This is a genomic window from Planctomycetota bacterium (genome assembly GCA_016235865.1).
In the GTDB taxonomy this organism is placed as follows: domain Bacteria; phylum Planctomycetota; class MHYJ01; order JACQXL01; family JACQXL01; genus JACRIK01.
The window spans coordinates 56,488-77,972 of sequence record JACRIK010000003.1 but is presented as its reverse complement, the minus strand read 5'-3'; the positions used below and the strand labels follow the sequence as shown (position 1 = coordinate 77,972).

Annotated in this window: 17 protein-coding genes and 1 tRNA gene; 10 read left to right on the top strand and 8 right to left on the bottom strand. The window is 49.8% G+C overall.

The features are described 5' to 3' along the window. Positions 1 to 28: 28 nt before the first annotated feature. The 3 genes from HZA49_01770 (at position 29) to queF (ending at position 1,776) form a co-directional block, all read left to right on the top strand. Positions 29 to 125 (top strand) — tRNA-Sec (locus HZA49_01770). 157 nt (positions 126 to 282) lie between these two features. Then, positions 283 to 1,413: a hypothetical protein gene (locus HZA49_01765; protein ID MBI5778169.1), complete on the top strand. Its 1,131-nt coding sequence runs from the start codon at positions 283 to 285 to the stop codon at positions 1,411 to 1,413. Positions 1,414 to 1,422: 9 nt separating this feature from the next. Beyond that, the gene (gene queF, locus HZA49_01760; GenBank protein ID MBI5778168.1) at positions 1,423 to 1,776 is read left to right on the top strand and encodes an NADPH-dependent 7-cyano-7-deazaguanine reductase QueF; all 354 of its coding nucleotides are present in this window, start codon (positions 1,423 to 1,425) and stop codon (positions 1,774 to 1,776) included. 2 nt (positions 1,777 to 1,778) lie between these two features. On the opposite strand, the gene HZA49_01755 is transcribed toward queF, so the two are convergent. From HZA49_01755 to HZA49_01740, 4 genes are read right to left on the bottom strand one after another with little or no spacing between them, the layout of a single operon-like run. Next, a complete protein-coding gene (locus HZA49_01755; GenBank protein ID MBI5778167.1) occupies positions 1,779 to 4,385 on the bottom strand; it encodes a tetratricopeptide repeat protein in 2,607 nt (868 codons plus the stop codon). A gap of 4 nt (positions 4,386 to 4,389) precedes the next feature. Next, the gene (locus tag HZA49_01750) at positions 4,390 to 5,172 is read right to left on the bottom strand and encodes a hypothetical protein (GenBank protein ID MBI5778166.1); all 783 of its coding nucleotides are present in this window, start codon (positions 5,170 to 5,172) and stop codon (positions 4,390 to 4,392) included. Positions 5,173 to 5,175: 3 nt separating this feature from the next. Beyond that, on the bottom strand, positions 5,176 to 6,861 hold the full coding sequence (gene pilM, locus HZA49_01745; GenBank protein MBI5778165.1) for a pilus assembly protein PilM: 1,686 nt from the start codon (positions 6,859 to 6,861) through the stop codon (positions 5,176 to 5,178). A 6-nt stretch (positions 6,862 to 6,867) separates the two neighbouring features. Next, positions 6,868 to 9,039 carry an FHA domain-containing protein gene (locus tag HZA49_01740; protein MBI5778164.1) on the bottom strand — a complete coding sequence of 724 codons (2,172 nt, stop codon included), beginning with the start codon at positions 9,037 to 9,039 and terminating at the stop codon, positions 6,868 to 6,870. Between the two features lie 167 nt (positions 9,040 to 9,206). Between HZA49_01740 and rpsO the strand changes: the two genes are divergently transcribed. From rpsO to HZA49_01710, 6 genes are all read left to right on the top strand, one after another. Beyond that, complete coding sequence (rpsO, locus tag HZA49_01735; protein ID MBI5778163.1) at positions 9,207 to 9,476, top strand: 30S ribosomal protein S15; 270 nt, start codon at positions 9,207 to 9,209, stop codon at positions 9,474 to 9,476. A gap of 88 nt (positions 9,477 to 9,564) precedes the next feature. Then, positions 9,565 to 11,754 (top strand): polyribonucleotide nucleotidyltransferase, encoded by a 2,190-nt coding sequence (gene pnp / locus HZA49_01730; GenBank protein ID MBI5778162.1) that lies wholly within the window; start codon positions 9,565 to 9,567, stop codon positions 11,752 to 11,754. Positions 11,755 to 11,963: 209 nt separating this feature from the next. Then, entirely contained in the window at positions 11,964 to 12,473 is a 510-nt protein-coding gene (locus HZA49_01725; protein ID MBI5778161.1) for a hypothetical protein, read from the top strand. A gap of 116 nt (positions 12,474 to 12,589) precedes the next feature. Beyond that, positions 12,590 to 13,543: an HD domain-containing protein gene (locus HZA49_01720; GenBank protein MBI5778160.1), complete on the top strand. Its 954-nt coding sequence runs from the start codon at positions 12,590 to 12,592 to the stop codon at positions 13,541 to 13,543. A gap of 124 nt (positions 13,544 to 13,667) precedes the next feature. Further along, positions 13,668 to 14,765: a tetratricopeptide repeat protein gene (locus tag HZA49_01715; protein ID MBI5778159.1), complete on the top strand. Its 1,098-nt coding sequence runs from the start codon at positions 13,668 to 13,670 to the stop codon at positions 14,763 to 14,765. An 8-nt stretch (positions 14,766 to 14,773) separates the two neighbouring features. After that, on the top strand, positions 14,774 to 15,880 hold the full coding sequence (locus tag HZA49_01710; protein MBI5778158.1) for a DUF1080 domain-containing protein: 1,107 nt from the start codon (positions 14,774 to 14,776) through the stop codon (positions 15,878 to 15,880). Between the two features lie 223 nt (positions 15,881 to 16,103). On the opposite strand, the gene HZA49_01705 is transcribed toward HZA49_01710, so the two are convergent. From HZA49_01705 to HZA49_01690, 4 genes are all read right to left on the bottom strand, one after another. Then, entirely contained in the window at positions 16,104 to 16,370 is a 267-nt protein-coding gene (locus HZA49_01705; GenBank protein ID MBI5778157.1) for a hypothetical protein, read from the bottom strand. Between the two features lie 480 nt (positions 16,371 to 16,850). Then, complete coding sequence (locus HZA49_01700; GenBank protein ID MBI5778156.1) at positions 16,851 to 17,744, bottom strand: exopolyphosphatase; 894 nt, start codon at positions 17,742 to 17,744, stop codon at positions 16,851 to 16,853. Between the two features lie 99 nt (positions 17,745 to 17,843). Continuing rightward, positions 17,844 to 18,608: a tetratricopeptide repeat protein gene (locus tag HZA49_01695; protein ID MBI5778155.1), complete on the bottom strand. Its 765-nt coding sequence runs from the start codon at positions 18,606 to 18,608 to the stop codon at positions 17,844 to 17,846. A 139-nt stretch (positions 18,609 to 18,747) separates the two neighbouring features. After that, the gene (locus HZA49_01690; GenBank protein ID MBI5778154.1) at positions 18,748 to 18,891 is read right to left on the bottom strand and encodes a hypothetical protein; all 144 of its coding nucleotides are present in this window, start codon (positions 18,889 to 18,891) and stop codon (positions 18,748 to 18,750) included. 332 nt (positions 18,892 to 19,223) lie between these two features. Here HZA49_01690 and HZA49_01685 point away from each other — a divergent pair, with 332 nt between their 5' ends. Then, a complete protein-coding gene (locus tag HZA49_01685; GenBank protein ID MBI5778153.1) occupies positions 19,224 to 21,482 on the top strand; it encodes a hypothetical protein in 2,259 nt (752 codons plus the stop codon). Positions 21,483 to 21,485 lie beyond the last annotated feature (3 nt).

Sequence of the window (21,485 nt, the reverse complement as noted above, 5' to 3'; positions counted from 1 at the left end):
CGTGGCGGAATAACTAACAGATTCTAATGGAGGTGAAAGGGGTCTGGTGGCCCTCCTGGTCTTCAAAGCCAGCGTATTCCGCCACAAGCGGGATGGGTAGGTTCGATTCCTACACGCCTCCGCCATTTACTCGCTGTTAGCGACGAAGGATCGTTACAGCGAGTTATCCCGCACTCATCCAAATTATAGATGCGGGATAACTTTTAAAGCAGAAATGCTTGACCCGGTGCGAAGCGGCCGGTATAATATTTGATTATAATTTATAATTAGAAGGAATTATCTATGGGACATGCATATACACCGGGTTTGAGGGTGACCGAACGGACTCTTATCCGCAAGAAACGGATTCTGCCCATCCAGGGCAATGTCCAGGTCAAGGTCGGGCAAAAGGTGACTAACGATACCATTATTGCCCGGACCGAACTGCCCGGCAAGGTCCATACTGTTAATGTGGTCAATCTGCTCTCCATTGCGCCTGAAGACATCCAGCATTATATGCTTAAGAAGCCGGGCGACACGATAGTCAAGGACGAAACCATTGCCGAGAGCAAGCCGCTGATCAAGTGGTTCAAGACCTCGATAAAGTCGCCCATCAAGGGTACGGTGGAAAGCGTCTCGGCTGTGACCGGCCAGGTGCTGTTAAGGGAAGAGCCCCAGCCCTTGGAACTCAAGGCCTATATTGACGGCGAGGTGGTCGAGATTATGGACAAAGAGGGCGCTTATGTCGAATCCTATTGCAGTTTTATCCAGGGTATCTTCGGCATCGGCGGCGAAACCAACGGTGTCATTGAGGTCATCGTTAAAGACCCGGGCCAAGAACTGACCCCGGATTTAATCCTGCCCGTGCACCAGCATAAAATCATTGTCGGCGGATCCTATGTTTCGTCCTTGGCCCTGAAAAAGGCCATTGATACCGGCGTTCAGGGAATTGTGGTAGGCGGATTTGACGACAAAGACCTCAAGGCCCTGCTGGGCTATGACCTGGGCGTGGCTATTACCGGCACCGAGAAGATTGGTTTGACCTTGGTCCTGACTGAGGGATTCGGCCGGATTAACATGGCCCGCAAGACCTTTGAACTGCTGGTGGCCAAACAAGGCAAAAAGGCCTCGATCAGCGGAGCCACCCAGATTCGAGCTGGCGTCATCAGGCCGGAAATCATTATCCCCGATCCGTCATTGAAGGAAAAGGAAAAAGCCGTGGACCAGGGCTGGGAACGGGGCGCCATGAAAGAAGGCGACGTCATCCGGATTATCCGTGAACCCTATTTCGGCAAACTGGCCAAGGTCAAGGCCTTGCCTAACGAGCTGGTCAAGATAGAAACCGAAAGTCCGGCCCGGGTGTTGCAGGCCGAATTTCCGGACGGTAAGGTGGCGACTATCCCCAGGGCCAATGTGGAGCTTTTGGAAGAGTAGCCGCAGATTATGGATAAAATAAATCCTAAAACCATTCAGACCTTTCCTTACAAAGGCGAAAAGCAATTAATCCAGTATACCACCAGAGAATTTTCGGCGGTTTGTCCGGGTACCGGCCTGCCGGATATAGCCACGGTGGTGATTGAATACATTCCCGATAAATGCTGTCTGGAACTCAAATCTCTCAAGTATTACTTCTTGGCTTACCGGAATGTCGGGATATACCAGGAAGACGTCACCAACCGCCTTTTCAAAGACATTTACCGGATTCTCAAGCCCAGGTACTTATGCATCAAGACCGTCTATAATACACGTGGAGGTATAGATTCGGCTTGTTCTGTAAAAAAAGGCAGGATTAGATAGCGCTACTTCAGTTTTTCCTCAAAGACCCGGACGTTTTTCACGCTCAGCTGCCATTCCCTGCCCAGCGGCCCGTAACCGAAGATGCCGGTCAAATATGAGGTTTCTTGAGCCCGGCCAATGGGTATAATATTTCCTTTGAAGGGGATAATGCCGCACAAAGCATCATCAATGAAACACTGGATTTCCGTGGGGCGGTCACTGGGACCGATTATTTCTAATGATATTTTGGAGTCTTCGGCAATTACAATCATCTTTTTGAAAGATGACCATTCAAGAGGCGGCGCGTCCGGCTTGGCGGAAAACCCGTAAATGATTTCTTGTCCACCTGAACTGCCATCCGGCCGAGCGATTTTTCTGCGGGCGATGAAAAGAGTCCGTTCCTTTGACGGGCTGGTAAGATAAATACCAGCAACCACATCTGATTCCAGGTCGAGATTGAGTCTGGCTTCAAACCGGATAAAGGAAGCCCGGGCCACGGTCTTTTCCAGGGTGGTCAAGCCGTCCTTGTTCAATGACTGGATGCCTTTGAACAGGCATTGCTTGTTGGCGACGGATATTTCCACGCCATATTTTTCGGCCTCGCTCCAGCCGTGCCCAAGCACACTGCTGTCGGGTCTGGCAAAGTCATCAACCCAGATTGCCTGCGATGATGATTTGGTTATGATATCAAGGGTATTTCTGGCGTAGATGTTCGATGGGTCGAGTGACAAGGCCATCTGTAATTTCTTTATCGCCTCCGCGGCATTAAGTTCCTTGTAATCAAAATAAGCGGAGATATTAAGGGCTGGTACATACTTTTTTAGCCGCTCCGATTCGCTCAGTATTTTTTTTGCCTGCCTGATATTGTCTGATGCTATCAGGGCGAGAACGAAATTACACTCATCCACGGCTGGGGCAAGGTCGGAGGTGGTCTGATTGAAGTACGCCTTGTAGTATTTGAGCGCTTCTTTGGTGTTCTTTTGGCAGAGCGATAAGGTGGCCAGATAATACAGGGTTTCGGTAAAAGAGGGGTTATTGGATAAACACCACTGGAAATCCTGCTGGGCTTCGGGATATTGCTGGAGGTAAAAATATAACTGGCCGCGGGCATAGTGTGCGTTGAAACTATCCGGCGCCATCTTTAGGGCTTTCTGGAAGAATGATGACGCTTCATCGGTTTTGTTGCCGAGCCATTTGAGATAGCCCAGTCCGATATAGGGTGTTTCATCAATCGGATTGAGGACGGTATATTCCGTGAAGAGCATCTCGGCTTCGGCATAAAGGCCGGCGGACAGGTAAAGCAGACCCAAATTAGCCCAGCCGGACGAAAGGTCGGGTTTGGAGTTGATGGAATACAGGAATTTATCGCAGGCTTTACTATAATCTCCGTCCAGGACGTCCAGCATGCCCAGGAGATTGAATGATTCAGACGAGGCATCGGCGTTTTTCTGGGCTTCCTGGATGTTCAGCCGGGCTTCTTTTAGTTGGCCCATCTGGTATTGGAGAAGCGCCAGGCCTTCGAGATAGGCGCTGTCCGGGTTCCTGAGGTTTCTTATTTTTTCATAGGCCCTTGAAGCTGATTCGTAATCTTGTTTCTGGCGGTACAGGTAGGCCAGCCTGAATAATGCCTCGGTGTAATTAGGCGATAAAGACACGGCTTTTTCATAATACAGGCGGGCATCAGTTGAGAGTTTTAATTTTTCATAGGCCCTGCCCAGCCGATAATAAATTACCTCCTTGGCCAGCAGGGATGATTTCAGGGCGGTCTGGCAAATGGCAATCTCGCTGTCAAAATCATTTTTGCCCAGGTAGTAATCAGCCAGGGCCAGATAGAATTTGAGTTCGTGGTCGTTAATCTTGATGGCTTCTTTCAGGGCCGCCGCCGCTTTGTCGCTCAAACCGTTCTTGAAGCACCATTCCGACAGGCGATACCATGAATAAGCGTCATTGGTTGAGACCTTATTAAGTTCGGTTTCATATAATTCCTCGGAGGTGTAAACCCGCTGGATGTCCGCAATATCCTGTCTGTTGAACTTGGTTACTTTGTCCTGGCCTGATTTGACAAAATAAACCCAGTCTTTATCCTCGCCGACATATTTACCGGGAACATTGGGGCCGTTCTTCATTATGATGATGTCTTCCTTAACCTGTCCGGAGGATTTTTCCGGCAGTTTGGGCGGTTCGTGGATGGTGCTAATCAGTGAATTGAGGGTTTCTACCGGCGGCAGGGTCCGGCCCTGGGGCAGGGCTAATCTGGCGGAATCATCATAAGGATAGAGTCTACCGAACGGTACCTTCAGAACGCTTTTATTATTATAGAATCGCGAATCGGGAATTGGCCGGAAACCGATGAGGGTGTATTGCTTTTCCGCGATATCAGGCAGTGGTAATTCAATGCGGTTGTCTATGGTCTTAACCGAAGAGATAAATGGGTTGCGGTTGGAGATATCGAGCTTGTTTAAATCAGCGGATGAATCCTTGAGCGGTGTGGGATAATATGTTTTGGGTTTCTGGCTTAGAGCCCAATCATCTAACGTCTTACTTTGGTTGAAAGTAATCAGCCAGACAACCAGTCCCAGGAATACAACGGATAAGATAATCAGCAGTTTTTCTTTGGATACCTTGAGCATAGGATTATTTTACTTCCTCCAGTTTTATTCCGGCTACAATAAAGGTCGCCGTGATATTATCAAGGTCGGGATTAGTATTGCTGATGATTACTCTTTCGAGGGAAACGAATCTTTCGGCGTTACGGAGCAGGTTGATACACTGCATTATCGAGCCGAAAGATCCGTTTATCCTGATAAATACCATGTTCTTTGTTCCGGACGGGCCTTTGAACACGGTTTCTTTAATATCCTTGAATTCCCTGAAGTCATTTTCGCTGACGCCCCAATCAATAACCTTGAGGCAGTTGCTGTCCATGGCTAGATTCATCAGTTGTTCAACGATGTCAAGTCGCTCATAATAAAACCTGATGGTTTCCTCGGATGCCTTGCTGAGCGGGAATTCAAGTTTAGCCGGGATGGGAATGCCTTTTTGGGCGGAGTTTTTTTCCAGCCGTTTCTGGGTGTCCTTGAGCAAAGACTGGAAATTGACAATCAATTCGTCCTGCCGCTTGGTTACCGGAATCTCATAACCGGCCAAAGGTTTATAATTTATCCGGTTTTTGAGATATAAATGCTTTTTCGTCGCGTATTTTATTTCCTCCTCGACATTCGGAATGCTCTTCTCGGAAATAAACGGGCCTTTTTTAATCTTGGTTTCTATCTCAGAGCGCAGTTTATATTGCTGCTCCTGAAGGGCGCTGGTTTCGTTTTTAATCTCGGCGATAAAATAGTATTGTTCTATGAGCAGAAGAATTATTGTCGCCAGTACGAATACCACAAATCTTTTATGTTCAGCTATCCAATGCATAATTTATTTCCCGGCTGTTTCCTTGGCTTTTATATTGATTTCAAATTCCTTTTTAGCCCGCGGCATAACCGTCTTGGGAATATCCAACCGTTTCAAGGCGGCTTCTATAGGCAGGTAGTCATTGGGCTGGTTGAGCTGGTCCACGAACGTCTTGAGGTTCTCCAGATTGTACGGATTATCATCCTCCAGGTATCCGATTACCGTGATTTCCCTGGCCGAATCTATGTCGGCCGGCTTTTTCGGGTCACGGGTTGGAACGCCGGACATGGTTATTTGGGAAATCCATGCTTCCGTCGGCAGATGCCGGGATATCAGTTTTATGGTGATATACGACAAATCCGCCGCCTGGGTTATCTTGTTGAGTTTCTGATAGGTGTCGTCCAGTGATTTCACGCGTTCCTTGGCCTGGTTAAATTTATTCAGTACGTCGGTAAATTTCTTCTGCTCCGTTTTCAGCTGGGCGATATTATTCAGTTCCCGGGCCCGTTCCGAATAGACGCTGGTAAACCAGATGACCATACCGATGAATATGATAATGCCGGCCGCGATGAGCGGAATCGATTCTCGGTAAAAAACCTTTCTTTTGTTTATCTGGGGCGGCAGGAATGAAATATGGGTGTTCCGGTTATACGCCGCTCCGCTTAAGGCCAGACCCAATGCAACGCTGAAATCACAATCTGTTTCCACGACCTTGTCTTTGGTTTCCGCCGGCAGGTTAGCTTTGATATTCTTGAATGGCTTGAAGACCTCAACCGGTTTGTTGAGCGTTTCTCCGAGATATCCGGCCAGGCCCTTAAGTTTGGCCGTGCCGCCCGATATGAAGATCCGGTCCGGAGAAAGTTTTTCCACCTTCAGTTGCGCGATGGCAAATGAGATGGCGGATTCAATGGAAGACTGGATCTGGCCCACGCCGCTTCTCAGGGTTTCCTGGAGCGTACGGTCTTCGCCGCTGATTTCGGTCTCGCGCGGCACGATTTTACCGGCGTTTATCTTCAGGTTTTCTGCCTCGTGTTTTGGGATGCCCAGCCGGTTTTGAATGGTCTCGGTCAAATCCGCGCCGCCGCCCGAAATATTCCGGGCGAAAATCAGGTGTTTGCCCTGATGGATGACGATTTCCGTATTGACCGCGCCGATATCGGCCAGCAGCACCGTTTCCTCCGGCTTGATTATCTCAGTTTGCCTCAGGGCATAAGACAGGGCGATGGCATTTGGGCTGATATCCTCGACCGCCAGGCCGGCTTTCCGCATCCGTTTTATCTGTTCGTCGATGAAAGTGTTTTTGGCCATTCCCACCAGCACCGGTATTTCCGGATACGACTTGCTGGCCAGATTCAGACGGCAATAATCGGAATAAAGGGATTCGCCGCTTTTACCGGCTATCTGGATGAGTTCATATTCCATCATCTTCCTGAATTTTATGGCCGACGGAATGGGCGGCATCTGGACGATTCTTAAATTTATATCCTTGCCGGTTACGCCGATAATACATCTGGAGGGAACGATAGTGGTCTGGAAGATGCGCTGGAGCTGGGCCCGGGCAAAACTCCTGATAGTGGATGAGGTCTTGGAGTCATCCGCCGGTAGTTCATTCTTTACCTTGGCAATGCCGAACAGGCGGAATCCGCCCCAGGACGGAACTATCTGCGCTATCTTTATATACGAATGTCCAACATCAACACCGGTCCACATAATTATCTATTTCTTTATCTTTTCCAGGTTTTCTTTGGCCTGCTTGGCCGCCGGGCTTCCGGCATAGCGCTGGATAATTTCTTCGTAAAGCCAGCCGGCCAGGTTATTCTGGTTCTCTTTGGCAAAACCGTCCGCAATCGCCAGCATCTTTTCGGCATTCTGTTTGGTGTCAGAGCCTTTTAGCTGGTCGGTCTCGGTTTTTATTTCCTGGATAATGTCCTTGGCCCGCTCGCCGTATTCGGTCTTTTTATATGTCTTAGATGTTTCCCAGGCCAGTTTTGATACCCGCTCGTACAATCCGAAATCCTTAAGCAATCTGGCCGTGGACAGAAGGTCAATGATATTTTGAACCCGGTCCCGGGCGGCATTCTCCAGCGTATTTAATTTGGCCTCCACCGCCGGAGTCATTTCCGCTGTTTTACCTATTCCCATGATGATAGTCCGGTATAATTCTATGGCTTCGCCCAGATTATTGCTTTTTTCTGCTTCCTGGGCCTGAATTAGGAACCGTTCCCAATCCGTTTGGCTTTGGGTCAATGATTTCAGGTCAAACTCCAGCCCGAAAGACAGCCTGGGTTCGGCGGCGCTCCCGAAAGTCGCCGGTTGGAAGATCTGGGTAAAATATAGGACGTCAGAGTCACGGGTTATTGTTAGTTCAACTGGCTGCAGATACTTTATAGAAATGATATTGTTGGTCAGCCCGATATTTATGCTGGCCACCTTTTCCGTGGTTTTGTCATATAACGAGATTTCCTTTACGCCCGAGTCGCTTATCAGTTTTACGTATCTGATATTGCCGGCCGGAATAGCACTGACCAGCGAGAAATATTTATCGCGCAGGTAGGTGTATAATTCCGCCGGGAAATTGTAAGTCATTGTCATGGTCGGACTGATGGAACTCTCCACATTGACGTTAATCATTTCCAGCGAGAGCGGATTGATCATCTGGACGTTGGCCTGGATACGCTCGTTGTTTGCAGTCAGAATCTTGCTGTGGTTGTAAAAACTCTGGCGTGATTCCAGGTTCGACGGCTTAAAAACCAATTCGCCGTTCAGGTCCAAGCCTTCCGATGACTGGCTGTTTTCCAATTTCCAGATGCCTGAGTGCCAAACCGTCAATTTGAATAATTGGTTGTCCAGCGCCGCTCGTTCAATCTTGTTGGCTGATGAGGGAAGCGCGTTGGAGAGTGTTTGTAATACCGAAACATTATCAAAATATACCAATGATTCCGTTCCGAGGACTACGCAGGAAAACTTGCCGTAAGCTGCCTCCGCGGGAGGCTTGGTGCTGGAGGTGAGATTACGCCATTCCTTGGTCCCGCCGGTGAATTCGGTGTAATCATCCCTGATCAACTGGTGGCTATTGTCGAACCAGCTGATTCGGTAACCGGACAGTGATTTCTTGAAAGGGTCGGATTTGACCCAGCCGCTGAAAGTGTATATCTGCACGTACTGGCTTGATATGTCATAAGACGGCATCTTGATAACAGAACTGTGGTGGAGTTCGGTGCAGAATTCACCGTTGTTCGGCATTTTTTCCACCAACAGGGAATATTTGCCATCCTGGAATTCCCGGTCGCTGACGGTGACGCGCGCTTTGGTATCGGTCAGAGACAGCCAGCCATTGGGCAGATTGGCCGGCTGGGCCGGTTCTTCAAATGACGAATTTTTTGAGATGATATTCATCTTCAAGCCCGCGAGCTCTTTGAATTTAATATAACCGTAACCGAAGACAATGAAAACGATGGCCGCGATAATGAATACTTTAACCAGCATAGAAAATGCATTCTTGCGGCCCTGGGCGATGAATTCGTCAGCCGATAACCCGGCGGCCGGTCCGGGAACTGCCGGGGCAACGGGTTTGTCCTGCGCCGGCGGCTGGTCCGGCTTGGGTATTTCTTTTTCAAATATTATGCTGGCCTTGCCGATTTGTATCTCGTCCCCGGCCACCAGCTTCTTCTCCTTGACCCGATTGCCGTCAAAATAGATGCCGTTCCGGCTGTCCAGGTCAACGATGACATAGTCGTCCCCGGTCTTGCGGATCTGGCAGTGGAAACGCGACAGTTCGCCCTGGCGGATGACCACGTCGTTCTTGCTGCTTCGCCCGATGGTCGTGATATCCTTGGTGATATTAAAGGCTTGGGACGCGCCCTGATCTTTTAGGATTATCTGTGTCATAGGATAGTCAAATAATACCAAAAACCAATCCGGAATACCAAGAAAAATGAGTGATTTTACTATATAATAAATATTTCCGGCATTTTCTTGACAACCAGCGCTTTTTGTAGTAATATCGTTTTTAATAAAAGAGAGAATAAAAGTGTAGAGTAGGAGAAAATGAAAGTATGGCATTAACCTTAGAAGCCAAAACCAAGGTCATCAAGAAGCACCAGCTGAACAAGAAGGACACCGGTTCGGCCGATGTCCAGATCGCTATCCTGACCGAGCGGATCAATACCCTGGCCAGCCATTTCCAGCATTTTCCCAAGGACCATAACTCCCGCCGCGGTCTCTTGAAGATGATTGGAAACCGTTCCGCACTCCTTAAGTATCTGGCTAACCACGAGCCGGAGCGCTACCAGAAGATAATTAAGGATCTGAACATCAGGAAATAATATGCATCCTCCTGCAGGCAGTATAACCACCAAACTTTCATTCTTATACCATACCTGCTCGAGCACAGAAAAAGGAATATAGAGAAATATGAAACACACAGTAGAGACCGAAATCAGCGGACGCAAGTTTACTATTGAAACCGGGCAGTTGGCCCAGCTGGCGCACGGCGCGGCCGTGGTGTCATTCGGCGATTCCATGGTCCTGGCTACCATCGTGCACGGCGAGAAACGGGAATTCGAGAGCGACAACGACATGCTGCCGCTGACTGTCGATTACCGGGAAAAGACCTCGGCCGCCGGCAAGATTCCGGGCGGATTCTTCAAGCGCGAAGGCCGGCCGACCACCAAGGAAATCCTGACCATGCGTCTGATTGACCGGCCCTTGCGGCCGCTCTTTTCCGATACCTTCCGCAACGAACTTCAGCTGATGGTTATGGTTATCTCGGCTGACGACGAATACGATCCGGATGTTCTGGCCATCAACGGCGCCTCGGCCGCTTTGGCCGTGTCCGACATCCCATTTAACGGCCCGATCGCCGCGGTGAGGGTCGGCAAAATCGGCAATAACTTCATCATTAATCCGTCCTATGGTGAAATTGACACCGGCGAACTGGATATGATCGTAGCCGGCTCGGCGGACGCCGTGGTCATGGTCGAAGGCGGCTCCAAGGAACTGCCCGAGGACGTCATTGTCTCGGCTATCGCATTCGCCCACAAGGAAATCAAGAAACTGGTCGAACTCCAGGTCCAGCTTCAGGCCAAGGTCAAACCGGTCAAGATGGTCATCGCGGAGAAAAAGGACGACGGCATATACGATGAAGTAAAGAAATCGGTTTACAAGGATATCCAGGCCAAAATCCAGACCAAGGTCAAGTCCGAGCGCAAAGAGGCGCTCAATAAGATAAAGGAAGCGGTCATCAAGGACAAGACCGCCAAACTCACCGACAAGGACGAAATCGCCGCGGTGACCAAGTCAATCGGCGCGGCTATGAACACGTTGGAAGGCGAGGCGCTGCGCGCTTTGGTCCTGAGCAACAAGCGCATCGACGGCCGGTCATTGAAGGAAATCCGGCCGATTTCCGGTATGGTCAGCTTCCTGCCCCGGAACCACGGCTCGGCCCTGTTTATGCGGGGCGAGACCCAGGCGCTGGTCTCGGCCACGCTCGGCTCGTCCATGGACGAACAGAGAATCGACGGCCTGGCTGAGGAATACACCAAGCACTTCATGCTCCATTATAATTTCCCGCCGTTTTCGGTGGGTGAAATCAAGCGCCTGGGCGGCCCGGGCCGCCGGGAAATCGGGCACGGCTATCTGGCCGAACGCGGCATCGAGGCCGTCCTGCCTCCCAAGGATGATTTCCCTTACACCATCCGCATTGTTTCTGATATCCTCCAGTCCAACGGCTCGTCCTCAATGGCCACGGTTTGCGGCGGCATACTGGCGTTAATGGATGCCGGAGTGCCGGTGAAAAAACCCGTGTCCGGCATTGCCATGGGCCTGGTCCAGGAAGGCAAGGAAGTCAGAATCCTTTCCGATATCCTGGGCGCTGAAGACCACTTAGGCGACATGGATTTCAAGGTGGTCGGCACAGCCGAAGGCATCACGGCCGTCCAGATGGATATCAAGATCGGCGGCATCTCCGAAGACACCATCCGCCAGGCATTGGCCCAGGCCAAGGAAGGCCGGATTCACATCCTGGCTGAGATGAAAAAGATCCTGGCTGCTCCGCGCGCCGAGATTTCACAGTATGCCCCGCGCTTTGTCAAGGTGCGCATCCCAACCGACAAAATCGGAGCGCTCATCGGTCCGGGTGGCAAGAACATCAAGAAAATCCAGGCCGATACCGGAGCTACTATTGAAATTGAAGAAGACGGCACGGTTATGATTTACGCGGCCGATGCCGAAGCCACTGAAAAGACCAAGAAGATGGTCGAGGAATGCACCGCCACGGCTGAAATCGGCAAGACCTACAAAGGCACGGTTACTGGTATCAAGGATTTCGGCGCATTCGTTGAGATCATGCCCGGCACCGAAGGCATGGTCCATATCTCCGAGCTATCGGATGGCTTTGTCGGCCAGGTCACCGACGTGGTCAAGATGGGCGATTCCATTGAGGTCAAGGTTATTTCCATAGACCCGATGGGCAAGGTCAAACTCAGCCGCAAGGCGCTGTTGGTACCTGAAGGCACCTATGTGCCCAGCACCCCGAGCAGCGGCGGCGGCGGCAGAGGCCGGCCCTTTGGCCGGGATGACCGCGACCGTCGGCCCAGGAGATAAGAATACTCACCACAAAGGGCACAAAGAATTCTTTGTGGTGAATAAATTCCGTAGTCCCCTCTAATAAGAGGGGATTCAGGGGTGTGTCGGAGGGAACTTCTGCCCAACCGACCTAGCCATCTAAACAGCCTAACCGGCATAACCGAACTTATCTTCTTTCTTGCCTCCCAACTCGAATTCTGGTATTAGGCCATTAGTTAGAGGTAAATATGATCGAAGAAAACACTAAGAAAAAACATGAGCGGCCTATTTTTCGTATAAGCATACCAATACTGTTTATTGTAGGTTTTTTCGTAGCATCAATAACATTAGTGCTGCTGGAAACGTTATTATATCCAGACAGGCCACATAAATTTCATAATATAACTGATCCGTTATTTCTGTGGATTCTTAATGTGGTGTCGTCAACAGTTTTAGGATGCATACTCGGATCCTTTTTTACAGGTTGGTTTTATTTAAGAGGGTACAGAGTTGAATTAATGGCTTCGAAAAAAGTGCTTTATACGATATTTTTTACCGGAGGTATTATTTCTGCTTTAGGGTTGTTATTTTTTCCTATGGGGCCTTATATTGATGCGTTAGAATGGTGGGGTGTAAATTCGGAAATTATTAGCTTTCTTTGTCTTCTGCCAATGTTTATACCTCCAATTTTATGGGCTGAAATAGGGTTTAGGGTGGCTAAAAAGTTATCCACTTACCCGGTAACTCGCCAGCTTTAACTTGCGGTAATCTGTGTAATCTGTGGTTGCATTTCTTTGTGTCCTTTGTGCTCTTTGTGGTGAATACGAGTTTAATTATTCTTGACTTTTATGTCCGTGGTTCTTAATATTAGTTCATGGCTACTTCAATCGGACACAAATTCGTCAAGGACCTGGCCGCTTATGAACCCATAGACCAGGTGTTCCAGTTGGTCACCAAGCAGCAGCGCAAGACCAAGACCGGCTCCATCTATTTCCGGCTGGAACTGCGCGACAAGACCGGCAAGGTGGCGACTAACATCTGGGACAACATCGCCCAGTTGGATTCTATCTCCGAATATTCCTTCGTCCGCATCAAGGGCCAGGTGGATTTATACCAGGGCGAGCTCCAGCTCAAGACCTCATCCATTGCCCCGGCCTCGGATAAGGACATCAATCCGGACTTCTTTGCCGTGCACACGGCGCTGGACATCGAGGCGCTCTATAACCGGCTGACCAATGTCCTGGCCCGCGTCAAAGACCCGCATCTGGTCAAACTCCTAGAGGCATTTGTCAAGGACGAGGATTTTATAGAGCGGTTCAAGAAATCGCCGGCCGCGGTGGAAAAACACCAGCCATATACCGGCGGCCTGATGGAGCATACCCTAAATATGGCCAATCTGGCGCTTAGCGTGGGCCAGCAATACCAGACGCTCAATCTGGACCTGCTTCTCGTCGGCATATTCCTGCACGACATCGGCAAAATCCGGGAGTATGAGACCAAGGTCACGCCGCAAATCACGGACGAAGGCCGTCTGGTCGGCCACACGGTTTTTGGTATCCTGATGCTCAATGAGAAGGTTAACAAAATCAAGGGCTTCCCGACTGAATACACGACATTATTAGAACATCTCATAGCCAGCCATCACGGGGAGCGGGAATACGGCGCGCCGGTCCTGCCCATGACTCAGGAGGCGATTGTCCTGCACTATCTGGACAACCTCGATGCCCGGCTGGGCGAATACCAGTTGCTGATTCAGAACGCGCCCAAGAATTCTAATTGGACCGAATGGTCTAAGGGCCTGGAACGGAAGTTTTTTATTCCTCATTAGTCCGTGTAGGAATAACCTGGGGTAAAGAAATAAGTGTCATGTCATTACAGGGGCTGATCTGAGTTTATACCGGTTGGTCATAATTTCTTGACTTTGGATGATTTATCTATCATATACATAATATATGGCATATGCAAAATACTGCATCATTTCCATTACTATAATTCTTGTCTGTTTTTTAGCCGTCAGTTCCTTATTCCCGGACGATGCGATTGCCCGGGAATTTATAGCCAAGGGCGATGAGTCGCTGAAAAAAGGCGAGTTTCCACGCGCCCTGGAGTTCTACCAGAAAGCCCTCAAGGAAAGCCCGGAAATGCCGGAGGTCCACTTCAAAATCGGGGAAGCGCACTTAAAAATGGATGAAAAGCCCCGGTGCCGCCAGGCATTCAAAAAATGTATTTCACTTATCGACGGGCTGGCCAAGCCGAGCTTGGTCCTGATTCAGCTCAAGAAGAAAGCCGAGGAAATCCTGAATAAACTGAAAGCGGAAGACCCCAGCAGCAAGTTAATAGAAACCGAGGGCCGGGCGATTGAGCAGGAATATATCAAACAGTTACTGGGTTTCACCAGGAAAAACCGGGCCAAGGATAATTTTTTCTCCGAACAGGCGCTCAAACGGATCCTTAAGCTGGACCCCAAAAACTCCGAGGCGAAAAAGATGTACGACGAGATAGTTCAGGGCGTCTTCCTGCCGCGCTGGAAGCCGCTGCCGATGGGTGAGCTGGCCGCGGACTGGCTGCCCGAAAACCCGAATGACTGGGACATAGAAGACGGCAATATTTTGGTGGCCAAACTGCTTAATAAAGGCTCCGGCAATCGCCGGAAAGATTTATGGTTGGAAGGTGATTTTACCGTCGCTTTGGACTTCCGAGTTGACGAAACCCTGGAAAGCCGGCCCGGGCCGTATTCGGCCGGTATTATGCTGGGTGATCGGACCGGCATGAATACCCGGGGTATATCCGTGGTGGACGAAAAAGTGGTTAAATTAGTTGGTGTCGTTAATAAGGAGCGCAAGGAATTCAGCACCAAACCCCTGCCTGATAATTACAAGAAAGGCGAGTGGAACCAGTTGAAGGTGGAAATCTCGCAAGGTGATTTATACCGCATATATATCAATAATAACCTGGTGATTGAATATCGGACCGAGGTCTGCGGCGGCGTCCTGGCCATTTGGGCCCAGCTTTGCCAGGTGCGGTTTAAGGATATCAAGCTCCTGAAGTGAACTGGATTATGAGACAGATACCAGATAGAATGTTTTTGCGCTGGCTCAGCCCGCTGGCCATCGGGTTATTTTTTATTCTGAACGTCTTCCCGGACGAGGAATCGGCCCAGATTTATTTCAAAAAAGCCAAAGAACAGGTCCAGAAAAAGAACTATCCGGCCGCGCTGGGATTATTCCAGAAAGCCATCGACGAGGCGCCTGACTTCCCGGACGCTTATTTTGAGCGGGGTGTATTCTTCTGGCAGATGAAAGAAATGGCCGAGGCCGCCAAGGATTTTACCAAGGCCAGCGAACTGCTGGAAAAAATGGAAAAACGCAGCGATGCCCAAGCCAAACTTTCAGCTAAAATCATAACTTATCTGAATGAATACGGCAAAATCAGTTCCGAATTCGACGAGATGAACGCTAAATACATGACCAAATTCCTGGACCTGGCCGGCAAATACCCGCAGAGCGCCAATGAATACCTGCTTGGTCTTATGGAACGCCTATCCGCTATGGAACCAGACCGAAAAGAAATCACCGAACAGTTAAACCTGTTCCGGATGAACCTTATGAACGAGGAAAAAAACCTTATGGATCCCTTATTTAACGGCGATAACCTGGACGGATGGGATATCTCCAAGAAGGCCTGGTGGAAAGTAGAAAATGGCGCCATCACCGGCGGTAATTTGGAGCCGGGAATGATCCAGCTTCAGCACACCCGAGTGCTGGAGGGGAATTATGTGATTTCCCTGGATGTCCGGCTGGAAGAAACGCCGGGCGACCAGTTTTTCGGTATTGCCTTTGCTGTGATTGATTACGACCATACGTTTTATTGGTATGCTATCCGGGAAAACAGCATCTGTCTGTTTAGGTATTCATCCAGGGGTGAAGCGGTTCCAAACCTAAGCCGGCTGGCCGACCGGGCGTTGCCCGATACATTCAAAGCCGGTGATTGGAATAACTTGAGGTTTATGATAAAAGGAGAAAAGGTTTCATGTTATTTAAACGGCGAATTACAATTTGAGGCTAACATCCCCGAAGGAAAGCAGACCCGATTCAAAGGATTGCCGGCCTTAAGCGCTGAAAAATGCAAGGCATCATTCCGCAATATTCTTTATCTGTCAGAATAACATTGGGCTGGCAATACCATCTTGTGGCCCTCCATCGGCAAGGTAGTCCCTGCCTACTCCGTCCCGACCTGCCCGAATGGCACGGTCAGACGGGCGTAACGGGGCTGGTAGGTAGGCGTCCCTAACGGGAAAGTAGCAACGAATCCCGTGAGGGACTCCCGGAGTTTACCCCGTCGTATGACGGTGGGTCGTAGCCATAAGAATATAACCCATAACCTCAAGGTTATAAGCCGTAACCTCCCCGATGGTCATCGGGACTCCGCTGCGGCTCCGCAAGATTATAACCTGTAATCTCAAGATTATAACTTGTAATCTCAAGATTATAACCCATAATCTCAAGATTATAACTCGTAATCTCAAGATTATAACCTGTAATCTTAAGATTATAACCCATAATCTCAAGATTATAACTCGTAATCTCAAGATTATAACCTGTAATCTTAAGATTATAACTCGTAACCTTAAGGTTATACCGGCTGAAAACGGCCATTTCCCTCGATTTTTAGCCAGTTTTGCCCAAAACATCCGTATTTTTCCGAAAGTACCCCCACTCCCCACCCCCTCCCCACTACCCCCCTAACCGTATATCCCCTACCCCCTATCTGTAAAGGGTGTAGAATATGACCCTTATTCCACAGGCATAAGGGTATTAATTCACAGGCATACGGGTATTAGTCCGCAGGGATACGGGTGTTAATCCACAGGGATACGAACCTGACTCCGCAGGACTAAGGGTGTTAATCCACAGGGATACGAATCTGACTCCGCAGGGTTAAGGGTGTTAGTCCACAGGGATACGAATCTGACTCCGCAGGGCTAAGGGTGTTAGTCCACAGGGATACGGGTGTCAGTCCGCAGGGATACGAATGTTAGTCCTGTGGATTAAGGGTGTCAATCTGCACGGATGTGGGGACTAAATCGGCTTTGAATCAGTTATAGATGGTTATTTTACCTTGTTTTCACTGCACAGTTATTTATTTTCTTTTAATCTTTGTATGATTTCCTTTATGACCTGCTCGGACTTTTCCACAGGCACCTGGCAGGTGCCGGCGCCGGTATGGCCGCCGCCCCCGTATTCGGCCAGCATCCGGCCGACATTGGCCTTACAGGTCCGGTTGAAGATGCTGTGCCCGCAGGCAATGACCACGTTCTGCTTGGCCTTGCCCCAGAATATCCGCACCTCGGCATTGGCCTCAGGGAACATGGTGTAGACCAGGAACCGGTTGCCGGTCGGGACATTGTTCAGATGGCGCAGGTCGGTCAGGACCACATTGCCGTCCTGCTTGGCGTGTTCCTTTAATATCTGGGTGAACTCGGCCTGTTCAGCCCGGAGTTTGTCAATCCGTTTCTTGACCTCGCGGTGCTCCAGCACCTTATCGAGCGGCACCTCCTTGACATATTCCACCAGCCAGCGGAAGTATTTCTGGAATTCCGGGCCCAGGCCTGAGCGCGGGTCCAGGGTATAACCCAGCAGAATCCAGCCCTTGGGGTTAACCACGTCTTCGGTAGTCAACTGTCCGCTGTCAAACCGGTCGATGTCGTGGAGCATTTCTTTGTAGGCGTCGAGTTTAGGCGAGCGATAATAGTTGTAAACCACCCGGGCCGCGCTGGGGGCCACGGCATAGGCGCCTTTAAAGCCCTTCATATCCTTGAGTTTCTTTTCTTCGGAGATGTGATGGTCGAACCACAGGCCGCAGCCCTTGACATAGGGCAGGTTGACCAGGATATCCTCGCTGGTCGCCTCGAACCGGCCGTCCTGGGCGTCCTTGGGATGGACAAACATTATCTCCTTGACGCTTTCCATGGTGGTGACCAGGACCGAACAGGCAAAACCGTCCAAATCTCCGCGTGTAAATATGCGCATAATGACCTCCTTAATTAACCACAGATTACACAGATTTCGCAGATTAATCCGGTGAACACCGTAGTGACCGCGATAGCGAAATCAGAGTAATCTGTGGTTCTATTTTCTTTCTTTCGCCTTTTCTTTTGCCTCGTTGATTCTGGGTCTTAATGGTTTTTCAAGCGACGGGTTTAATTGAATAGCTTTGTTGAATGACGTAATCGCTTCGTTAAAACGGTTTAGTTTTAACAAAGCAGACCCTCTGTTGGACCAAGCCATAGCGAATTTGGGGTTGATTTTAATTGCTCTGTCAAAAGCATTGAGAGCTTCTTCATAACGCTCTAACATTCCTAAAGAAGTGCCCTTGCCTATCCATGCCCCGAAATCGTTAGGGTTGATTTTAAGGGCTGTATTAAAGGCCTCGAGCGCTTCTTCAAAACGACTTGATTGCCCCAAGGTATCTCCTTTATTATACCATGCATCAGCATTTTTAGGGTCAATTTCAATGGCTTTATCAAATGCCTTAAGCGCTTCGTCACTGTTATTTAACATGCAAAAGGCATTTCCTTTATTAACCCAAACCTTGGAATTATTCGGATTAAGTTCAAGGGCTTTATTGGTGGCTTCAAGTGATTCTTTAGGACGGTTTAACTTTAAAAGCACGCCTCCTTTATTAACCCAGGCAAGAGAATAATTCGGGTTAGATTGGATGGCCATATTATAGTGCCTTAGAGCTTTCTCGTATTTGCCTTGTGTTTCAAAGGAAGCGCCAATGTTTGTCACCAACTCAGGATTATTGACACGAACATCGCAGCCATTTTGAAATGCGAATAATAATAAGGCGAGGCAAGTAATAATATAATGTTTGAGAAGAATGCTGCCCATATTGTGACTATCTATCAAATTCAGTCTGAGATGTCAAGCATTGCCACAACAGATTACACCGATTAATCTGCGGAATCTGAGTAATCTGCTTGCACTGATGGCGCCTTGGCGCCAGAATGTGTGGTTCTATTTTCCTTAGTTATTCGCCCAGGGCTTCGATATCAGCCAGGTCTTTCTTCCGGCCTACGGCGCGTTTACATATTATGCCCTTTTCTGGGTGGGTACAGATTCTTGTGACTCGTAGTAACTCGGACAGTTTTCTGGATTGGGCCGGAATCACCATATTTTTGCTTCCTTAATAATTCCATCGCCGAGATGCGTTCGGACGGTGATTTGCTGAGCCAGTAAGCGAGGTTCTTCTTCACCACCTTTTTAATCATAGAGGTATTATAGCAGTTTAGGTCTGGGATGTCAAGAGAAGCCACAGATTACACAGATTAAATCATGATAATCCGTCAAAGTACCCGGTGCGTTTCAGCCACTGGCTGAATACTGCCGACCATTGCTGCGCAAAGGGCTGCGTTTATCTGCGTACGCTTGGTTCATTTTCCTTGCCATTAATGATTCTGTTTTATAGATTAGAGCAAACCTTATTACTTTATAGGAGATTTGTATATGTTACAGAATAGATTTATTTCCCTGCTCGGTATCGGCATCATTCTGATAGTTAGCGCAGTCGGTCTGGCCCAGATAAAGGAACCCGTACCGGCACCAATCCAGCCCAAGCCCGAAACAGTTGTCAAGCCAGAGGGCATTGTCAGCGATACGGATATCGTTGCCTATCTGCTCAATACCAAGGGCCTGACCCGGGAAACAGCCCGGCTTGACCCCCAGACCCTGGATACCCTGGCCAGCCAGCAGGTCATGGTCCAGCCCCATTTCGTGCGCTATTGGAAGAATCCCTACGAGTTCCCCAAGTTCTGTTTTGACCTGATTAAGGCCCAGGAAAAAAACATATCTGATACGGCCAAGGGCGTGTTCGAGCAGTGCGGGATTTCCCAAATCCGGACCGGGCATCGGGCGGCATACAGATATGAATACGTGCCGGAGCTGGAACCTAAAAAGGAAATGCCGGTGCTGAACGCCCTGATAGAACTGGCCAAGAAGTGCGATGCCATTATCACAGAAGAAAACCGGATGGCTATGGAGAAGGCATTGAAGGATGTGCCGCCTGAATTGCAGGCCTATATTGCCAAACTAATCCTGGGCGCCAAAGATGCCAAATACTATCGCGACCGGGCGGTGCGGAATTATCCTAAGGAACGGCTCCAGCACGCTTTTGATTGCGCGGTTCTTGGTTTTGCCGCGAAGGAGGATATAGATGAGGAATTTAATGATATGGATGTGGTCAACTGGGATTTAGGCCAGGCCCTGGATTATGATGACCTCTATACCGGCGCCGGGTTGAATCTCAAGGCCATCTGTGAATTCGAGGCGTTCCTGGATAAGCCGGCCAGGGCAGTCACCACCGAAGGCGTGGCAACGCCGACTATGGTCGCGGTCAACATCTCAAACCTGGCCTTTGAGATAGATACGCCGCTGGGCAAGATTGCCTTTAACAGCAAGGACGAGGAAAATGTTTACCAATGCGAGAACTATCTGGCCATTATCGACCTCTATGGCAACGACACCTACACAGGCCCGGCCGCGGCTTCATATAAACTGGAGCATCCGATTTCCACCATCATAGATTGGAGCGGCAATGATACCTATACAGCGGACAAGTCCACGCCCTGCGCCCAGGGCGCCGGGATTCTCGGTTACGGATTCCTGCTGGATAACAGCGGTGATGACACCTTTACGGCGGTGAACAATGCCCAGGGCATGTGTTATTTTGGCGTGGGCCTGCTCTGGGCCCGGGGCGGCGATGATTCATTCAAGGCGCACACCTCAGCCCAGGGTTCGGCATCGTTCGGCGTGGCCAATCTGGTCAAGCTGGGCGGCAATGATTCCTATTACGCCTATTACACCAGCCAGGGATTTGGGTTTGTGGGCGGTTACGGCGCCTTGATTGACACCGGCGGCAATGATAAATATGTAGCTGAACCGTATGATTTGGTGCATCCGGGAGTGCGCGGGCACGATAACCTGCGCAATTATAATTTCTGCCAGGGCGCGGGTTGGGGCCAGCGGGGCGACATCTTCGGCGGGCATTCCATGGCCGGCGGCACCGGCATTCTGCAGGATTTCAGCGGCGATGATACCTACGAATGCGGGGTCTACGGGCAGGCCACGTCTTACTGGTACGGCACCGGCATCCTCTATGATAAATCCGGTAACGATAAATATGAGGGCTCGTTCTGGGTCCAGGGCTCGACGCCGCATATGGGGCTGTCCATGTTCATTGATGATGCGGGCAGCGATAGCTATCACGTCTGGCACGCCATCTCGCAGGGCGGGGCGCATGATTTTGCCGTGGCATTTTTCCTGGACCGGGGCGGTGATAATAAGTTCTCGGCCTGGGAATGGAAGGATGCGGACAACAAGCAGACCCTGACCAATACCGGGGTCAAAGGCGCGGGCGGCGGGGTCCTGCTCGGCTCGGCCATCAATAATTCCATCGGCGTATTTATGAGCATCGGCGGCAACAACACCTACGAATATTACACCAACAGCTCGTTCGGATTTTCCAACCAGGGTATGTCTCCGGATTCCTGGCGCTATGGGTGTAACAACATCGGGATGTTCATAGAAATCGGCGGTAAGCCAACCTACCATACCACGGTGGAAAAGGATACGCCGGCAACATACGGAACGCCGGGGATAAATTCCATCTGGAGCCGGATGCCGGAAAAGCCCGGCAACCCGGCCAAGAATTTCAGTTTTGCCATAAATACGCCGGTCGGCCGGGTGCCTGAAGCGGAGAGACAATAATAC